This window comes from Paramagnetospirillum magneticum AMB-1, assembly GCF_000009985.1.
Taxonomy (GTDB): domain Bacteria; phylum Pseudomonadota; class Alphaproteobacteria; order Rhodospirillales; family Magnetospirillaceae; genus Phaeospirillum; species Phaeospirillum magneticum.
In genome coordinates, this window is record NC_007626.1 from 4,145,904 (window position 1) to 4,163,059 (window position 17,156).

The 17,156-nt window shown below is 56.1% G+C and carries 15 protein-coding genes and 1 tRNA gene; 8 read left to right on the forward strand and 8 right to left on the reverse strand.

Annotated features, from left to right (window positions below):
- Positions 1–27 precede the first annotated feature (27 nt).
- The 3 genes from AMB_RS19075 to AMB_RS25780 form a co-directional block, all read right to left on the reverse strand.
- On the reverse strand, positions 28–594 hold the full coding sequence (locus AMB_RS19075) for a tyrosine-type recombinase/integrase (RefSeq protein ID WP_043745265.1): 567 nt from the start codon (positions 592–594) through the stop codon (positions 28–30).
- Between the two features lie 135 nt (positions 595–729).
- Complete coding sequence (locus tag AMB_RS24680; RefSeq protein WP_011386123.1) at positions 730–939, reverse strand: hypothetical protein; 210 nt, start codon at positions 937–939, stop codon at positions 730–732.
- A gap of 787 nt (positions 940–1,726) precedes the next feature.
- Complete coding sequence (locus AMB_RS25780) at positions 1,727–1,915, reverse strand: hypothetical protein (protein WP_158303989.1); 189 nt, start codon at positions 1,913–1,915, stop codon at positions 1,727–1,729.
- A 106-nt stretch (positions 1,916–2,021) separates the two neighbouring features.
- On the opposite strand from AMB_RS25780, the gene AMB_RS19080 reads away from it, so the two are divergent.
- From AMB_RS19080 to AMB_RS19095, 4 genes are all read left to right on the forward strand, one after another.
- Positions 2,022–2,315, forward strand: coding sequence for a DUF6626 family protein (locus AMB_RS19080; protein ID WP_043745266.1), 294 nt, complete (start codon positions 2,022–2,024; stop codon positions 2,313–2,315).
- Positions 2,316–2,503: 188 nt separating this feature from the next.
- A complete protein-coding gene (locus AMB_RS19085) occupies positions 2,504–3,037 on the forward strand; it encodes a POTRA domain-containing protein (RefSeq protein WP_148207494.1) in 534 nt (177 codons plus the stop codon).
- Positions 3,038–3,087: 50 nt separating this feature from the next.
- Positions 3,088–4,740: a ShlB/FhaC/HecB family hemolysin secretion/activation protein gene (locus tag AMB_RS19090; RefSeq protein WP_148207495.1), complete on the forward strand. Its 1,653-nt coding sequence runs from the start codon at positions 3,088–3,090 to the stop codon at positions 4,738–4,740.
- Positions 4,741–4,744: 4 nt separating this feature from the next.
- Positions 4,745–8,569: a filamentous hemagglutinin N-terminal domain-containing protein gene (locus AMB_RS19095; RefSeq protein ID WP_011386127.1), complete on the forward strand. Its 3,825-nt coding sequence runs from the start codon at positions 4,745–4,747 to the stop codon at positions 8,567–8,569.
- A 2-nt stretch (positions 8,570–8,571) separates the two neighbouring features.
- Here the strand turns inward: AMB_RS19095 and AMB_RS19100 are convergent, their stop codons facing one another.
- Positions 8,572–9,852, reverse strand: coding sequence for a FliG C-terminal domain-containing protein (locus AMB_RS19100; RefSeq protein ID WP_011386128.1), 1,281 nt, complete (start codon positions 9,850–9,852; stop codon positions 8,572–8,574).
- A gap of 21 nt (positions 9,853–9,873) precedes the next feature.
- Positions 9,874–11,562, reverse strand: a complete 1,689-nt coding sequence (locus AMB_RS19110) for a hypothetical protein (protein ID WP_011386129.1) — start codon at positions 11,560–11,562, stop codon at positions 9,874–9,876.
- Positions 11,563–11,749: 187 nt separating this feature from the next.
- On the opposite strand from AMB_RS19110, the gene AMB_RS19115 reads away from it, so the two are divergent.
- Entirely contained in the window at positions 11,750–12,190 is a 441-nt protein-coding gene (locus AMB_RS19115; protein WP_043745275.1) for a DUF6641 family protein, read from the forward strand.
- Between the two features lie 259 nt (positions 12,191–12,449).
- The gene (locus AMB_RS25445; protein WP_148207496.1) at positions 12,450–12,827 is read left to right on the forward strand and encodes a hypothetical protein; all 378 of its coding nucleotides are present in this window, start codon (positions 12,450–12,452) and stop codon (positions 12,825–12,827) included.
- A gap of 204 nt (positions 12,828–13,031) precedes the next feature.
- Here AMB_RS25445 and AMB_RS19125 read toward each other — a convergent pair whose 3' ends face one another.
- Positions 13,032–14,483: a tyrosine-type recombinase/integrase gene (locus tag AMB_RS19125; protein WP_011386131.1), complete on the reverse strand. Its 1,452-nt coding sequence runs from the start codon at positions 14,481–14,483 to the stop codon at positions 13,032–13,034.
- Between the two features lie 153 nt (positions 14,484–14,636).
- A tRNA-Gln gene (locus tag AMB_RS19130) sits at positions 14,637–14,710 on the reverse strand.
- A gap of 227 nt (positions 14,711–14,937) precedes the next feature.
- Here AMB_RS19130 and AMB_RS19135 point away from each other — a divergent pair.
- Both AMB_RS19135 and AMB_RS19140 read left to right on the forward strand, forming a co-directional pair.
- The gene (locus AMB_RS19135) at positions 14,938–15,939 is read left to right on the forward strand and encodes a Ppx/GppA phosphatase family protein (protein ID WP_231848896.1); all 1,002 of its coding nucleotides are present in this window, start codon (positions 14,938–14,940) and stop codon (positions 15,937–15,939) included.
- Positions 15,939–16,673: an RlmE family RNA methyltransferase gene (locus tag AMB_RS19140; RefSeq protein WP_011386133.1), complete on the forward strand. Its 735-nt coding sequence runs from the start codon at positions 15,939–15,941 to the stop codon at positions 16,671–16,673. Before AMB_RS19135 ends, AMB_RS19140 begins: the two co-directional genes overlap by 1 nt.
- A gap of 7 nt (positions 16,674–16,680) precedes the next feature.
- On the opposite strand, the gene AMB_RS23615 is transcribed toward AMB_RS19140, so the two are convergent.
- Complete coding sequence (locus AMB_RS23615) at positions 16,681–17,130, reverse strand: host attachment protein (RefSeq protein ID WP_050750766.1); 450 nt, start codon at positions 17,128–17,130, stop codon at positions 16,681–16,683.
- Positions 17,131–17,156: the final 26 nt, after the last annotated feature.

A 17,156-nucleotide genomic window follows, 5' to 3' on the forward strand; every position in this document is an offset into this window, starting at 1 on the left:
CTGTATGTTCGCCCCGCTTTAAGGCAGCTATAAATTTTCAACGGCGGATCGCATCATCTGGTCGTTGACCTCGATGTAGCGCTGCGTGGTGGACAAGTGGCGATGACCAGCCAGCGTCATGATCACCTTGGCCGAAACGCCCTTGTGAGCCATCTGCGTGATGAACCACCGCCGACCGCTGTGGCTGCTCGCGCCATCAATCCCAGCCAGCGCATATATCTGTCCGAATAGTTGGCAGAGCGTGTTGGCCGAGAACGCCGTGGCCTTTTGTGTCACGAGGAACGGCGCGGCGCGATCCGTTGTCGTGCTGCACGACACGAAGCGTTCCAGTTCGCGGCGCAGCTTACCACTAACGAACACCGTCCTGGCCTCCGCTGTTTTGGTGTAGCTGGCAGGCAGCACGATTTGGTCCTTCACGCGACCATCGCCGTCAATCACATCGCCAAGTTTCAAATGGGCAATCTCGCCGACGCGCATCCCCGCATAAAAACTGAGCATGAGCGCAACGCGGTTACGCGCTGCATGACGCTGATTGGCGACAACGGACAGCACGCGCTTCAGTTCCGCTTCGCTGAGTACCTTTGCTTGCTTCATCGCTTTACCTAATGAAAAGTTATCCCACTAGGTAAAAAATTATATGATCAAAATCGCAGCAGGACCGACCGCTATTATCTGCGTTGATAATCAAGAGGTTATCGCAAAACATAAGAAAAGCTGTGTTTTCTTATGTTATGGCGTTGACGAAGAAAGCTTGGTCAGTTCGCCCTGATTTTTCGAAAGGGCTGCGCGGGTTGTGTTGATTTGTTCCCGCTTTTTCGCCATGGCGGCGGACTGCTTCAGCTTCTTAGCTTGTTCGGACTTCATATCGGCTTTGAGCTTCAGATTGTCCGCGAAGGAATTTGGTGTTGTGTCTTCTTTGATAACTTCCCAAGCTCGCATGTGTTGTCTCCCGAGATGTAGTTTGTCCGCATGTATTTATAGCGAGGGATGACTGCGGCTTTGCCCTTAAGATAGCAGGAGGCCGCAAGCAATCCGTTCTGTGTCAATCAATTGATTTTCGTCTTATCGATCAGTTGGTTAGTTCGACTGCGGCTATTTCTACATATCTCGGCAGCGAAAAGCTGAAAGAGAGCAATTCATCTCTGGTAGTGCTTGGGCTACTGGAAACTCGATTGGCTATATCTCCAACTCGTATTTCATCGAATTTATCTGTTTGATGATTTCTCGATCTTTCTTTTCCCGAGTCACATTTCTCCCCCCACTGCCAAACTACGGGATGACACAAGGCGGTGTGTCCTCGCCGGTGAACTTCATTGAAGAAGCGCCTGACAGTGGGGGGAGAGATGGACGTCTTTTCCGTCGTCGTGTTATTTCGCATCAGCTAAGGCGGCACCCGAATTCCTTATCTATAGAAGCGTCTCTCCTGAGCCTTACGCTCAGTGCGGTTATGCAATTGCAAGCAACTACGGCGACGCATAACATCCGCGTCTGCGCCAAGTCCTATATCGTGAACTCAATCCGTGTGCGTTAATCGCACTCTCGCGCCTTGGCCGTAGTCTCAGTCGTGCAGCGTGCTAATCTGCCGACTGATCCTTTCTGCGCTGGTTTAAAGTTTTCCCTCTTACGTCTCGAAGTTGCGGTACTGTCGTTTCCCGCACTCTATTTATTAAGCGCCGCCTGCTTCGTTATATGGACGTTATGCCAAGCCGTTTCCAGCCATATGTATTTATCTCGGATTGAGGCCAAGTTCGTAAGAATTTTCAAAAATATTTTCGCTACTGGTTTCTTGGGCGTCCAAAGCCCCGAGTGCTTGGCTGGCGCGTATTGCCTCGCGCACTGCTTCAGTGATGGGAACAACCTGGCCGTTGAAGCCCATCTCGCAGTATCCCTTGGGTAAATTGGGCAGTCTGTTCATGGCGTTTTCTCCTCCTGGCGGCAGCGTCCAGCATGGCGCTGCTCCGCAAGCGTATTTAGCGCGGACGGCTAAATAGCGGGACGAAACGCACTGAGGAGGAACGGCCATGCTGCTGGAGAAGATCTATGGGGAATTGAGGGATATGTGGATGGTCGAGAGCCAATATGAATTCTCTCGGTTTTGGCTCGGTCAGTCGCGCAGTTACATGTCCTGCGCCAAGGCGCGGCAGCGGCCACCGTCGTTGTTGGTGCTGATGCGGTTGTCGCAGCGGCTATCGTCCATCTCGTCCAAATATGCCGCCGTGGCGACGACCGAGATGGAACGGGGCAATTGCACTCGGTTAGTCACGCTGCGGGATGGGGTTGGGAATGAAATTGAGCGGCTATCAGCGGCGAGGTAGCTGAACATACATGCTGTATGTTCGTCGATGATGAACGCCCTGGCATCCCTGGCAAAATTCAACCTTTACGCCCATCCGCAAATTTGTTAAGTGAACGCAATGGGGTCGATTAAATCGTGTAGCGGGGGCCTTAGACATCATCGGTGTTGGCCGTGGTTAGAACTGGCTGAATTTGATTGAGCATAATCATGCTGGTTTTTATGGCTTTTTCTAAGCTAACAGGACCATCAATGATGTTTAATAAAATAAAGGGGCGCGTGCCTGTGATGACCTGGGAAATATGCCCAAGGAGCCTTTCAATCTATGCCATAACATTCGCAATGGCAACGCAATCGGCCGCAGCCCAGGGCAATCTCCCCGCCTCAGACCATCCAGGGCGGATTGAGAAGCGATTTGAACAGCCACGTAAGCTGCTTTCTATATTTGAGCCTATCATTCCGGACAGTCGTCCATCCCTGAAGGAGAGTGATCGCGTCCGCATTGCCTTGGTTGGGGTGATGGTAGAGGGTGCCACAGGCTCCACCAAGCCCACGGACTTCTTTCCTCTTTATTCCGGTCTACTCGGAGGGGATGCCTCCCTCTCCGATATTTACCGGATCGCGGACGCCATCACCGGCAAGCTCAAAGCGGAAGGACGTCCGACCGCTAAGGCTACTGTGCCGCCGCAACAAATTTCGGGCGGCATTGTCCGGATCGTTATCATGCCGGAGAACGGACAGTGACATATCGCCATCGTACATCTCGCGCTCTTGGTACAAGCGTATGCCTGACCGTGCTGGCAATTGCCCCCAGTGCTATGGCGCAAGCCAACTTCTCTGCCGGAGATGATCCTGGCCGGATCGAGAAGCGGTTCGAGCAGCCACGCAAACCGCAATCGGTCATTGAGCCACAGGCCCCCGAAGTTGACGAGCAACTTCCGCCCGAAGAATCTGACAAAATCATTTTCACCCTGAACGACGTGGCCATTGAGGGCGCGACGGTCTTTCCCGTTTCCGATCTGTCTAACTTTCATGCCGACAAGGTGGGCAAGGAAGTCTCGCTCACTGAGATATACAAGTTGGCGGACGAAATCACCGCCAAGTACCGCAACGCTGGCTATATACTGTCTAAGGCCATCGTCCCGCCTCAGCGCATTGCGGACGGCAATATTGCCCTCCGCGTGGTGGAAGGCCATGTCAACGAGGTGCTGATTGAGGGAGAGGCTAACGGACGCGCAGCCCTGTTCCACGAATGGGGCGAGCGGATCAAAGAATCCAAGCCCCTTGATAACAAGGTGCTGGAACGCTACTCGCTCCTCGCCAACGACCTGCCGGGCGTCAAGGCCAAGGCGGTCTTGCGCCCATCCGAGACTGTGCCCGGCGCTTCTGACGTCGTTTTCATCGTCGAGCATAAGTACGTGGATATGTCGGCCACGTTCGACAACCGCGGTACCAAGACAAGTGGACCTCAGGAATACACCCTGGGCGCGGGCCTTAACTCTGTTCTTGGTTTGCACGAAAAGACATCCGTCAACTGGATTAATACCACCGATAAGAGGGAACTACGTTACCTTTCCATCCAGCACGACGAGGTGCTGAACTCGGAGGGAACCAAGCTTACCCTTTCGGGCAACCGTAGCCGGGGTGAACCGGGCGAGTCCTTGCGTGATTTGGAGCAACGCTCCCGCAACGTCACTCTAAGTGCCGCACTTACCCACCCCTTTATCCGCACCAGGGCAGAGAACTTCTCCCTATCCGCAGGGTTCACATCGCGGGATTCTCGCTCTGAGCAGTTGGGGCAGCTATCGTCCAGCGACCATACCAGGGCTTTCAAGATCGGAGGATCCTACGACTTTTCGGATTCCTTGGACGGCGTCAACCTGTTCGCAATCGATCTTTACCGGGGCATCGACGGGTTGGGAGCCACGCGCTACGAATACGGCTTGAAGTCGCGGGCGCGGGGGCGAGCCGATTTCACTAAATTGACCCTTGATGCGTCGCGCACCCAGCAACTGCCCAATCAGTTTGCCCTGATCATCGGTATGACCGGTCAATGGTCGGCCAATGCCCTGCTGACATCCGAGGAGTTTGGCTATGGCGGCTCGCAATACGGCCGCGCCTATGATTCGTCTGAGATCACGGGCGACAACGGCGTCGCGGGCAAGCTGGAACTCCAGTACACCAATCAGGTAGAGGATATCGGGCTAAAATACTATCAGCCATTTATTTTCTACGATGCCGGTCTCACCCACGACCGTGACCCGGTCAATACTAATGCCGTCCGTACCGGGACCTCGGCGGGCATTGGCATCCGCTTCGGCCTGACCGACTATTTCAGCGGTAGCCTGGAAATCGACAAGCCCTTGACCCGCCCGGTATCCGCCAATCTTCCCGGCGGCAAGGGCAAGGAACCGCGTTTGTTCTTCAGCATTTCGGCAAGGTACTAGGCCCATGAGCACCAATCTCGCCCAACGCTCAGTCATCCGCCAATGGCTCCGCTCCACCACCGCCCTGGTTGGATGTCTTCCCATGCTCGGCCTGACGATTTCTCTGGCCCATGCTAACCCGCAAGGTGGCGCGGTGACGCAAGGCTCTGCCACGATCAGTCAACCCGATCCTAAGACTGTGCAAATCAACCAATCCAGTGACCGCGCCATCATCGACTGGAAAAGCTTCAGCATCGCTGCGGGCGAAACTACCCGCTTCATTCAGCCTTCATCCTCGTCCATGACTCTGAATCGGGTGACGGGCGATCAGGTGTCGCAGATTCTCGGCAACCTTCAGGCCAATGGCCGCGTCGTCCTGGTCAATCCCAACGGCATCGTCTTCGGGGCAGGCTCCAAGATCGATGTTGCAGCCCTGATCGCCTCCACGGCCAACATCAAGAACGAAAACTTCATGGCGGGGAATCTGCGTTTCGACATTCCCGGCAAGGCTAATGCCCAAATCATCAATGAAGGGACCATCACCGCCGCCGATGGCGGTTTGGTCGCCATCGTATCGCCCTACCTCCGCAATTCCGGGATAATTTCCGCCCGTCTGGGCAAGGTAGCGCTCGCCGCCGCCAATGGCGTGACCCTGGACTTGTACGGCGACAACCTGATCCTCTTTCAGGCCAGCGACAAGATCGCCAGCCAGATCGTCGGAGCCGATGGCCAGCCGGTCGCCAGCCTGATCGAGAATAGCGGCAAGATTTATGCCGATGGTGGTCGAGTCCTCATGAGCGCCAGCGCCGCAAAAGGCGTAGTGGATAACGCCATCAATACCACTGGCCTGGTCAGTGCCCGTACCGTCGAGCGACAGGGCGGCGAGATCATCCTGAAGGGTGGCGACAACACGACCCAGGTCACGGGAAGGCTGGACGTGTCCGGCCTTGATGCCGCCCAAGTCGGCGGGCGTGCCGAGATTACCGGAAATCAGCTCAAGATCGGCGATAGCGCGGTGGTTGACGCCAGCGGCGGCGCGGGTGGTGGGCGCATATTGGTGGGTGGCGACTATCTGGGGGGCGAGGCCGACCCCTGGATTATGAGCCAGTTCGGTATCGAGCGCGAGCAAACAGCTATCCCAAATGCCATGACGACAACGGTCGCACAAGGGGCTTTGCTGAAGGCCGACGCGACCGCGGACGGCAAAGGCGGCAAGGTTGTCGTCTGGGCAGACGGTCACACCTCCTTCACCGGCGCCATCTCGGCGCGAGGAGCCGGCAGTGGTCTGGGTGGCTTCGCCGAGGTTTCCGGCAAGCGAACGCTTGCCTATACCGGGCGAGCCGATCTGGGCAGCTTATCGGGCCGGTTCGGGACACTGCTGCTTGATCCTGCCAATATCGACATTTTTGGTACGGCTGGTGGCGGGGGAGCCTCAACCAATATCGACGTCAATGATGGAACGTCCGGTGTGAGCGAAGCTTTGTTGGAAGCCGCATCCAGCAATATCCTGCTCTATGCTGGGACACGCATCTCGGTCCAGTCCAACCATACGTTCGGCGGGGGCGAGATCACCCTGCCCCAGAATATCAGCATCACAATGAAAACCCGTAATTCTTCGGGTAGTGGCGATGCCGACGGTTTGATCAGCTTGTACGATCCGGGAACTGCTGCACCGGGTGATGAGACTTATGTGGGCCTACGGACCCAAGGAACGGGCAGCATCAACATCTATGCGGGACGTGACGCCGGGTCGGATTTCGGTAACAAAATCTCGACCGTCAACTTACATAACTTGACCACAGAGTTGGGCAACATCAACATCTATAATGACGAGTTCATGAATTTCTACGGCACCTCCATCCGCACCTATGGCGGAGCCATTGTCATCAACAGTTCCAACAAAATCATCCCACGCGAGAACATGTCGATCCGAACTGCCTCGGCCAGCGGATCGACCAACGGCGACGTAACCATCACCTCGCCGTCGGTCAGTAATTCGTTCAGCAAAACAATTACCGTCTATCGGACCGGTAACGCCACTGTGTCGGTCCCGAACTCGCCGTCGTTCTCGATCAATGGTTCCGGGACGACTACGGCGACCACGAACACCAGCGCCGGTTCGCTCCAGGCAGCCATCGATAAATCCAACCGCATTTCGCAGGATCGCAGCGAGAAGGATCGCTCCGAAGGCATTTGGGCCTATGTGGTCAGCCAGGGCATTCAGGATCAATTCATGCAGTACGCCTCCAGTGACAAGGGGGGCTATAAGCAAAGCATTGAAAAACTTGAGGTCTATAAGAATTATAAGAATGCAGATTTCGTTAAACTATCTGACGCCGTTGATAATGGCGTTATTACTGCTGACAAGAAAGATCCCCTGTGGCGCTCCTTATATGTGGGAGGGAAGCCAACCGAAGCCCAGAATAAGGTTCTGTTTGAAAAATACTCTAATGAGAATTTTGTTGGTATTTTTAACTTACTTCGGTCTGGAAGCTTATCTCAGACAGATCAGGTCTGGAATCAAATCCCATACAATGCGAGAGTTGTTGCCGCGAAACTTCTATCAACCTTAGAAGCAAGTCAGTCTGGAAACGCCATTTCAGCTAATGACGCTATGTTTCTTGCTATCGCCCGTGAAATCGAAATGGGCGCAACCTCACTATCAAAGCTAAAGAAAGTTTATGACAGTTACCGCGCTGCACCTGAGCCGCCACCTGGGCCAGATCAGAGTGTCGGTGAAATAGCTGAGAAAACAACAGCTTCTGTCGAGTTTTCTGGTGAATCCAAGATGACCTTTGCGTTATCAGGTTCTAGCCTTGTCGAGTATAAGCTCCAAACCTTGGCTCAAGAGAAGGCCGAAGGAATTCTGTCGAATGTCAAATCTGAGCTTGAGAGTAAATTTGGGGGGGCATTCTATGGAAATCCAATTGCAAATTATTATTCCAGTCAGGTTGATTTGGTCCAGAAGGTATTTTCAAGTCAGGTGAAAAAAATAAATGAGCCCGCAATGATAAACGCCATGCAGCTTATCGATGCTGCATCAGGACACAGTGAAGACTATGGATTCGGGGCAGAGCCTCGCTATAATCTTTTAAAAGATGTGAAATTTGTTACGTCCAAGGAAACTGGGTTTAACGTCAACACGGCCTACGGAGCAAAGGAGGCATTTACCAGTGTCTTATCAATCATAGACTCCGGAAAAAATGCTGTATCAACAGCATCAGAGGTAAAAGAAATTTTGAAAACAACCTCGGATATCGCAAAGACTTTTAAGGAAGGATATGACGCAATTTTTTCGGATTCTGGAGCAATCCAAAATGCCATTAACTCTGATAACGCCCTTAATGCCGCTCGCTACTGGTCTAATGTAAAGACACCTGGAGATCTTGGTGCTGTTTATACGATGTCCACTGCTGGCCTTGTCGAGCATTACACAGACACAGCAAAGCAGGAAAAAATTCTCGCCCTTACAAACCTATACACGTCTCTGAAGAGTGGTGAGAAGGTTGTTGCCGGTGGGGATAAGCTTGTAAAGGCGTTTGAAAAACTCGCGGAAACTGTAACCGGCATGGCCGCTGCGGCTGACATGCGCAAAAGAGATATCGTCAATCTCGATATGAAAGTTTCTGGGGCTGAAAAGGTTGCTGAGCAATTATTCTATCAGCAGGCTTACCTGCAAAACAAAGCGGAGAAAGGGGAGAGCATATCTAGCGACATGCTTGTAATGGTTCCTGTAAAAAAAATACGGGAGGTTGGTTACTGGCCATTCAATCGAAATCAAGAATATTATGATATCGGAGCATACAAGCAAATTCGGGATGTTCCAGAATACTCTTCCTACCTGCGATGACATCAATATTTTTGATTCGTCGTCGATTGCTCGAATTTTTGGCGGGGTGAGAGTTCCTCCGCATCTGGCGGCTGTTGGCAAGCAGCCGTAATGCCAGCGGTTAGCCTCCTCCATTCCTCCAACAAATCCTCCTCTCGTTCCTTGTCATACCTGAACTGTCCTGTTTTCATCCACTCGCTCACCTGAGCCACGACCTTACCCTGAGCGGAGATGATGTCGTCAATGGGAACCCTGACGAAGGATTCCATATCATCGAGCAGCATCTTTTGTGCTCGCTTTGATATGTTGTCGAAAAAGCGCAGCACGGTCGGCATGGGGGCACCCAGGAAGGCGATTCCCAGCATATCCTTGTTGAACTCCCTCAGAATGCGCTGGAGTTCGAAATCCTCAAGGGCCTTGAGCTTGGCGAACGCCTCCGCAATCGCGATCTGATCCGGGGCCAGTTCAGCGGGGAGTTTTCGTAGCATCGGAACAAGGCGTTTTTCAAGCCAATCCGGGTCTTCGGGTCGCTTGCCATTCAGGTATGCGGCGATTTCCTTGTCGCAATCACCATCGTCAAATAGCTCTCCGAATGCCCCTTCGACGGTCGGTTCGCAATCGGGATGGCGATGACGAAAAGCCTCGGTATCGAGGGCCTCCTCCAAATCCTTGGCGGTCATGCGAAGCCGTGGCGGCAATGAGAACCGAGCGTGCTCCGCCGTCGTCATTGGGGCATAGCCGTCAAGATGAGCGACGCAGCCAACGCTGAGGGCCTTGAGCATTCCAAGGCGTTCCGTGGCTATCGTTCTGATACGAGCCAGCCACAAGCGTGACGCCAAGAGCAGCAGCCCAGAGCTTCCGATCAACCCGAAGGCCATATGAGACCAATCAACTTGGGCAAAAGCCAGCGCACCCGCAGTTCCGATGACGCCAAATGCAGCCGCCGTGTTGGCTGCCATTGCGGCAAAACTGAGGGTATCGTCCATGTGGCGTTGCTCGACCAGAAGGTGGCCGTCAAGAAGCCGTTGTGCCGCCTTGACCTCACCCAGCCCCAATGTGGATTGGCGGATGAAATCGATGAAGGGGGCCGACAGCCAAGGAAGATCACGCAACGCCCGGTGATAATGAAGAAGAATGCTTCGCTCGGGATGATCGCAATGGGGTTCAAGGGCTAAATCGCCCTTCATCCGCGCAATAGCCCAGAAATCATTCAGAGCAATGAGCAATGCTCGGGCCGCTTCCGGCGTGGGGGCTTCACGACGCAACTGGCGCAATGATTTGAAGCTGGCACGGATGTAATTCATTGAAGGCTCTCACATTCAATGTCATTGAGAAAACGGAGAGTCAAACTCCGTATACGCCTGATGCCGCCCATCAGTGCCAATGGACGGGATGAAGACCTCAGCCATAAAGCTGCCCTTCTTGCACTGAACGCGCATCAGCTTATTGACGAGCGCGATGGTCGTGCTGCCGCCATCCACCAGTGCCTTCACTGCGTCAATGGCGGGAAGAATGTCCTTTGAGCCGAGCACAAACTCAGTGACGAACCCCGCAGCGCCAATGGGCGACGAGAAGGTATGGGTGGTCACATCGCCCTTGCTATCGAGCACAGTCCAATCTTTTTCCGTGATGCGGAACATCGTGGTCTTTCGCGTTCCGTCGCTGATGGCTTTTACCAACCGCTGGTTTGGGTCTTTCTTGCTGATGCCAAGAGTGGATTGCAGCCACGTTGCGAAATCCCCTTCGACCTTGGCTTCCGCGTCCCATGCGTTGATCAGCTTGATGCGAGCCATCTTTTCCACGGTGGAGACATAGGTAATCGTCGCGACACCGTCCTTTTCCGCAATGCGGCGGATATCAGTGTGGGGAATCACATCACGCCAATCCCACGGCTGATCTGGGGTTTTAGCCGAGATGGCGGCGATGCCAGCTTGATAGTCGGTGATGGTGATTTCCACTGCCGCATCAATGCCATCAATCTTTGACGGGCCAGTGATGGTGAATTTGGCACCATGCTTTCCCAGAATGGCGAGCCTCTTCATGCAGCCTATGGCATTTGCCCCAAACCAGTATGTGCCGACTGGGAGGAAGTCTTGGTGAGGTAGCGTGGCGGAGAACATGCACGTGTCGTAGCTGCCATGAGATGCCTGTATCTCACAGCCCTTCTTGCCGTTTTTGATCCGCACGTTTGCGTCTTTGGGGTGGGCGACTGCGCCAACGCTCAAAAGGGCCAGCAGCTTATCAAGATCGTTCCGTTCCGCATTCGTTGCCGTGGCTGAATTCACGTCTGTCTTTGGCGCGTCACCGTGGGAAATCAGGAACTTGTCCAGCAAGGCTTTTGCGCTGTCGTCACGTTCCGCCAAGCCGAGATAGTGAGCGACCCCCGCATTATCAAAATAGATAGCGGCGAGCTGCGTTGTCCCTTTGAATTCAGGCATTTTCGGGAGTGCAGTCCGCATTCCCTTTTGAAGTTTAGCCAAGCCGCTTTTCAGCTGTTGCTCGCGCCTCTCACTGGCCGTCCTTCTGCGCTCAACCGCATCGGGTTCTGCGTCACGCTTTTCCTTCCACTTCACCCGAGCAGTTTCGATTCCCCCTTCATTCGCAATAAATTCCGCTACATCGGCAGCGCTTTCATGCGACGCATAATCCAGCACGGCGCTATAGGTGCTGATCGCTTTTTGACGGCGGGCTTTGTCCTTTTTCTCGTCATCCGTGGTCGGTGAGCACTCATCCAACGACGGATCGAAGAATGCCTTTAGAGTTGGAATATAAGGGCTGGCTTTTGTTCCCCGAGCGGTTGCCCTCACCTTCTTGTTCTCAAGCAGGTGCAGATAGGGCGGCTTTCCCGCCCAATCGCGATGAAACTTGAATGCTTGTGCAAGGGCGGCATAAAGCGCTGTGGCTTTTTCAGCTTGCGAGGTTGCTTCAGCGGCTACTTTATCGTCAAAAGCCTTGATCTCAGCCTCGACAACAGCGAGTGCTTCCTGAAAGCCCTCGTCCTCAACCTCGGACATGCAAGCCCCCTATCCAGCAAATTGCTCAGCCCCATAGTGCCCATATGAGCCTGGGGAGGCAACGAACATACAGCATGTATGTTCGTTTGATTGCGACTGTTGCTCATAAGCTGACACCTTCTTTCGGTTGTCCTCCTCGGCCAGCAGGCCATAGCATGTTCGTTATGTGTTCCCGTTGGAGGATGTGATGATGAGTGCATTGGACAAGCTGAAGCTGAGCGAAAAGACCCGACGTGCTGTCGCGGCAACGCCTGAAGGGCGTCTGCGGCACAAGCTGGTGGAAGCCATCAATCAGCAGATCGCTGCTGCGGAAGCGATGCAGAAGGGCGAGGGATTTGAAATTCGGCGCAAGCGCTGGACGAAGGACGGCGAGGGCAACAAGACCTTGCAAGACCGACTGGTCAAATTTCGCCCCTGGTACTGGCAGGAGGCCAATGGGGCGTTCATGCTGGAAGTGCGCTACGGCAACAAGATCGTGGAGATTAAGCCGAAGAAGACGGCCATTGAGATCGGCGACGTGGCGGAACTGGTTCCCACGCTGACGCTGGTGCGCGATGCTGTGGTCGCTGGCGAACTGGACAAGCAGTTGACTGCGATGAAGGGACGCTTCGGTAAGAAGCTCGCTTAAACGCCAAACAGCCCCGTACAAGCGGGGCTGTTTCCATGAGTGCGAAATTCACCCCTGATTTTAACAGATGGTGGCTGAACGATCGCAAAATAGCCTCTTCCGCTGGCTTCTTTTGAGTGCAAAATTGCTGTCTCGTTTTTCGTGCCCAAACAGATCATGTTTGCGCAGATGAATGATGAGCATAGGGCGCTTATTAGCCGCAATGGCTGAGCGTTAACATTACAAAACTATCTCATTGATCTCTTAAATGGGGGCAAAAGTGAACTTTAGCAATCTCTATACTCGCCACAAGACTCTCATTCACGGCCAATTTGTTGACAAGACATGGATTGAGTTTATGGAGGCTGCTGATAAGTTTTCTCCTGCAATGTGGGACTGGTCATTCCAGTCAATAGCGGATATTAGCTCTGCAAGAGAGTTATCAGCTACTGAGGAGGAGCTTGCCATTAATTGTCTTGTATATATTTTTGATAATATCATATCTGATATCAATGGCGGGGCGGAGAGCGAGTGGCATGACTATAGCCACCTCGCTTTTGTTTGGTGTAGCGACCATGATATTGACATGGATATTGATATCGGCAAGATCATCATAAGCCCATCTGATGGAGAACTTCCAACTATTGTTCTCGATTAGCCATGACAATGCGTTGGAACTTGTCCGCGATGAAGGGACGCTTCGGCAAGAAGCTCGCTTAAACGCCAAACAGCCCCGTACAAGCGGGGCTGTTTCCATGAGTGCCGTACTGCTGGGCAGCCAAATCGGCGGCGTGTACGACGCGCAAAGGGCCAAAGCGACGGCGGCCTATATATAAGGTGCGCCTGTCGTGTAACACGACACTCACTCGGGGTCTTTTGGCTTATCAATCATGTCGGTCAGCCTGAACTTCTTGCGCTTGCGCGGCGCATTGGGATCGGGCTTAACAACTGGCGCGTCGGGATCGTATGTCGGTCCCTCGGGCAAATTGGCCTTGCTCAATATCTCCGCTGCAAGCGCGGGATTATCCCTCAAAAGCGCCAAAATGGCATCCGTGTCCAATTGCACCTTGTCGTGGATGAGTTCGTGCGACCGCTGCTTTGGCTCGTCCTGCCCATAGTGCTTGCGGATCATCTCCACGCTGGTGCCCATGTTCTTCGCCAGCAGCCAAACGTCCAGCCTGCCTTTGATAAGGCGGTCAGTGGCATAGGTGTGGCGCAGACTGTATGGCGAGAACTTCACGCCATTGCGGTCGTATTCCAGCCCGACCGTCTTCAGCAGCGCCGACACGCCCTTCGCAAAGCTCAATATGGGCTTGCCCGTCTTGCGGTCGGCAAAAATGGGGTCGCTGGGCTTGGTCCACGGCGAAAACGCCTTAATCTGGTTCAAAATATCCCATGTTGCCTCGCTGCTGACCGCCGTGCGCTTCCCCGTCTTGGTGTCGTCGCGGATATGAACGTGGGTTTCTCTGACCACGCCAACCTCAGCCTTGTTGGTGATCAGTTCGCAATCCGCCCATGTCAGCTGCTGGTGCTCTTTCCCTGGCCGCAGCCCTGTTTCAAACATGAACTCCACGTAGGCGCAGACCATCTTGCGGTCGGCCTCCACCACCAAGCCCTTCGCGCCATTTATATAGGTGGGCATGGCCGCAAGGATGCGCTTCCACTCCGCTTCCGTGAACGCAGGCCGACGCGCAGTTTTGCGCTGTTCGTCATCAATGTCGGGGATCTGATCGCGCTTCACCCATCCGCGCTTACGCGCCGAATTGAAGATGGCTTTGAGGATGAAGATTTCGCCCGAGCGCTGCGTCTGTGTCTTTTGCGGGCGCTTGGCCTTGATGAGCTTGCCGCCGCGCATGTATTCGCGAGAAGTGTCCTTTGCCCCTGGCCCTTCCGTCCAATATGTCAGCCGCCACAGCTTGTACGCCTCAATCTGCTCCTGCCTGATAGCGTCAATGGCCTTGCTTTCAAAGTAGGGCAGCAGATAGCGGTTTATGACCGCCTTGTTGTCCTTCATCGTCCGTTCCGTGGCCTTGCCCGTCAGAACTGCCGTTTGCAGATCTTCCAAGTAGGCGTTGACGGCCAGTTTGAAGGTGCGGCTGCGAATGGGAATGCCACGGCGGAAATCGGCGGTCAGTTCGGCGTGCTTCTCGCGGGCAACGTCCTTGGCCTCCTCCAAGTCGCGCTTGCCTGTCGCTTTGGTCACATAGCCTTTCATGTTGCGAATTTTGTAGCGCGCTGTCCATGTCTGCGTGCCCATATATTCGCGCTGATAGAGCGCCACAGCGCCGTCGAGGATATGAACCACGTTGCCCATCAAAGCCTCGCAAACGCTCAATTTTTGCGGCGCAGCGTGGGAAAATCCGCGCTGGACAGCGTTTGAGCGCTGCTAATGTACTGCTAACGGTTTTTTGACACAATGAGAGCGTCGCTGCTCATTGTTAAGTCGTTGATTTTGCTTGGGAAGCGATGGCTGGGGGACTAGGATTCGAACCTAGACTGGCGGAGTCAGAGTCCGCTGTCCTACCGTTAGACGATCCCCCACCAGTCTGGCTGGTGGTCGTTCGAGGCCCCGGCGCAACCGGGGTGACCACGAGAGGCGCACCTTCTAACACAGGGCTTCGGTGGGATCAATGCGAAAGATCGCCGGAGTGAAACTCGTCCGAACCGGCGGGAATCCGGGCATTTCCGGGCACGGGGAGAGGGTGCTTCCCAGCCGTGGCCGTTTGGGAGTAACATCCGCCGCCCCGAATTTTGCAGAGTTCCCGCTTTTGGCTTACGCCTCGTCGTCTCCGTCCCGCAACACGCCGATCTATGCCGCCCTTGATCTCGGTACCAATAATTGCCGGATGCTGGTGGCGCGCCCCCAGGGCCGGGCGTTCAAGGTGATCGACGCCTTTTCCCGCGTGACGCGGCTGGGCGAGGGCCTCGGCGCCAGCGGCGTGCTGTCCGAGGCGGCCATGGCCCGCACGCTGGACGCCCTGGAGGCCTGCGCCGAGAAGCTGGAGCGCAACCGGGTGGGACGCGCCCGCATGGTGGCCACCGAGGCCTGTCGCCGCGCCCGCAACGGCGCCGAGTTCACCGCCCGCATCACCGAGCGCACCGGCATCGTCCCCGACATCATCAGCCCCAGCGAAGAGGCAGGACTGGCCCTGGGCGGCTGTGCCTCGCTGCTCGACCCGCATGTGCCCTGGGCCTTGGTCTTCGACATCGGCGGCGGCTCCACCGAGCTGGTCTGGGTGCAGAACTCGCCGCTGGGACAGCAGGTGATGGGCATCCAGTCCATTCCCACCGGCGTGGTCACCCTGGCCGAGCAATGGGCGCATGAACTGGCGTCCAATGCCGGCTATGCCCGGGTGGTCGAGCGCATCGGCGCGGCCTTCCGGCCCTTCGAAGCACTGCACACCATCGGCGGCATGCTGGCCGGCAACATGGTGCAGATGCTGGGCACCTCGGGCACGGTCACCACGCTGGGCGCCCTGCATCTGGGGCTGGAGCGCTACGACCGCAGCCAAGTGGACGGGCTGGAGCTGGGCTTTGCCGACATCGCCGCCGTCACCCGCAAGCTGGCCTCCATGAGCCACGACCAGCGCGCCGCCCATCCCTGCATCGGACCCGAGCGGGCCGATCTGGTGGTGGCGGGCTGCGCCATTCTCGAAGCCCTGTGCCGCTTGTGGCCGCTGGGCAGGCTGCGGGTCGCCGACCGGGGCGTGCGCGAGGGCGTGCTGCTGTCCATGATGCGCGAAGACGGAACCTTGGGAGCGCGAAACTGATGGCGACTGGTGGCAAGAAGAGTGCGGGCCGCACCACCGGCTCCGGCCCGGCCGGCGGATCGCGCAATCTCACCGTCAAGGTGAAGACCGCCAAGCGGCGCAAGCTGTCGTCCACCTTGTGGCTGCAGCGCCAGCTCAACGACCCCTATGTGCACGAGGCCAAGCGCCTGGGCTATCGCTCGCGCGCCGCCTTCAAGATGATCCAGCTGGACGAGCGCTTCCACATCTTGAAGCCCGGCCTGCGCGTCGTCGACCTGGGCGCCGCCCCGGGGGGCTGGACCCAGGTGGCGGTGGAGAAGGTCGGCGCCCTGAAGCCCAAGGGCGGCGGCAAGGTGGTCGGCATGGACATCCTGGAATGGGACCCGCTGCCCGGTGCCATCACGCTGCAGGGCGACTTCCTGGCCGACGACGCCCCCGACCGCCTGAAGGAGGCCCTGGGCGGCCCCGCCGACGTGGTGCTGTCGGACATGGCGGCCCCCACCACCGGCCATCCCTCCACCGACCACCTGCGCATCATCGGGCTGGTGGAAGTGGCGCTGCACTTCGCGCTGGAGGTTCTGACCCCCGGCGGCACCTTCGTCGCCAAGGTGTTCCAGGGCGGCACGGAAAAGACCCTTCTCGACCAGTTGAAGAAGAACTTCACCACCGTCCGCCACGCCAAGCCCCCGGCGTCACGCCAGGGCTCGGCCGAGACCTATGTGGTGGCCACGGGCTTTCGCGGCTCCTCCGAATAGCCCGTCCTCAATGGATCAGGGCCTCGCTCAAATGGCTCTGCATCTCGCGCGGCGTGGCGTGGGTCAGGTCCTTGACCACCTCCACCACCACCATGCGCCGGGTCAGATCGGAGATATGCTTGCGCAGCTCGCCCATCATGGCGGGCGGAGCCACCACCACCAGCCGGTCGAACTTCTGGGCGAGGACGGCGCGGTCCAACTGGGCCGCCACGCGGCCGGCGAAGCGGCACTTCTCCTCGTCCTGCCAGTCGCCCTCGTCATAGGCGTGACGGCCGATCCCGGCGGAATCGAAGGCCCGGCCGGGACGGTCGGTGGTCATTTGCAGGTTATGGGCACGCGACGGCGCCGCCAGCATGTAGTTCAGCGCCGGCACGATGTCGCGGCCGGGACCATCGCAGTGAAAGAAGCGGGCGCGGGTTCCGTCGGCGACGCAAATCCAGGTGCAGGGCTTGGACATCTGACCCTCCCTCTCGGATTGGTGAA

Bases quoted from the DNA above. Each gene is read 5' to 3' on its own strand.
- AMB_RS19085 (WP_148207494.1), top strand. From the start codon at position 2,504: ATGCTGGTTTTTATGGCTTTTTCTAAGCTAACAGGACCATCAATGATG.
- AMB_RS23615 (WP_050750766.1), bottom strand. From the start codon at position 17,130: ATGTCCAAGCCCTGCACCTGGATTTGCGTCGCCGACGGAACCCGCGCC.
- AMB_RS25780 (WP_158303989.1), bottom strand. From the start codon at position 1,915: ATGAACAGACTGCCCAATTTACCCAAGGGATACTGCGAGATGGGCTTC.
- AMB_RS19080 (WP_043745266.1), top strand. From the start codon at position 2,022: ATGCTGCTGGAGAAGATCTATGGGGAATTGAGGGATATGTGGATGGTC.
- AMB_RS19115 (WP_043745275.1), top strand. From the start codon at position 11,750: ATGATGAGTGCATTGGACAAGCTGAAGCTGAGCGAAAAGACCCGACGT.
- AMB_RS19125 (WP_011386131.1), bottom strand. From the start codon at position 14,483: ATGGGCAACGTGGTTCATATCCTCGACGGCGCTGTGGCGCTCTATCAG.
- AMB_RS19140 (WP_011386133.1), top strand. From the start codon at position 15,939: ATGGCGACTGGTGGCAAGAAGAGTGCGGGCCGCACCACCGGCTCCGGC.
- AMB_RS19075 (WP_043745265.1), bottom strand. From the start codon at position 594: ATGAAGCAAGCAAAGGTACTCAGCGAAGCGGAACTGAAGCGCGTGCTG.
- AMB_RS19110 (WP_011386129.1), bottom strand. From the start codon at position 11,562: ATGTCCGAGGTTGAGGACGAGGGCTTTCAGGAAGCACTCGCTGTTGTC.
- AMB_RS24680 (WP_011386123.1), bottom strand. From the start codon at position 939: ATGCGAGCTTGGGAAGTTATCAAAGAAGACACAACACCAAATTCCTTC.
- AMB_RS19095 (WP_011386127.1), top strand. From the start codon at position 4,745: ATGAGCACCAATCTCGCCCAACGCTCAGTCATCCGCCAATGGCTCCGC.
- AMB_RS19100 (WP_011386128.1), bottom strand. From the start codon at position 9,852: ATGAATTACATCCGTGCCAGCTTCAAATCATTGCGCCAGTTGCGTCGT.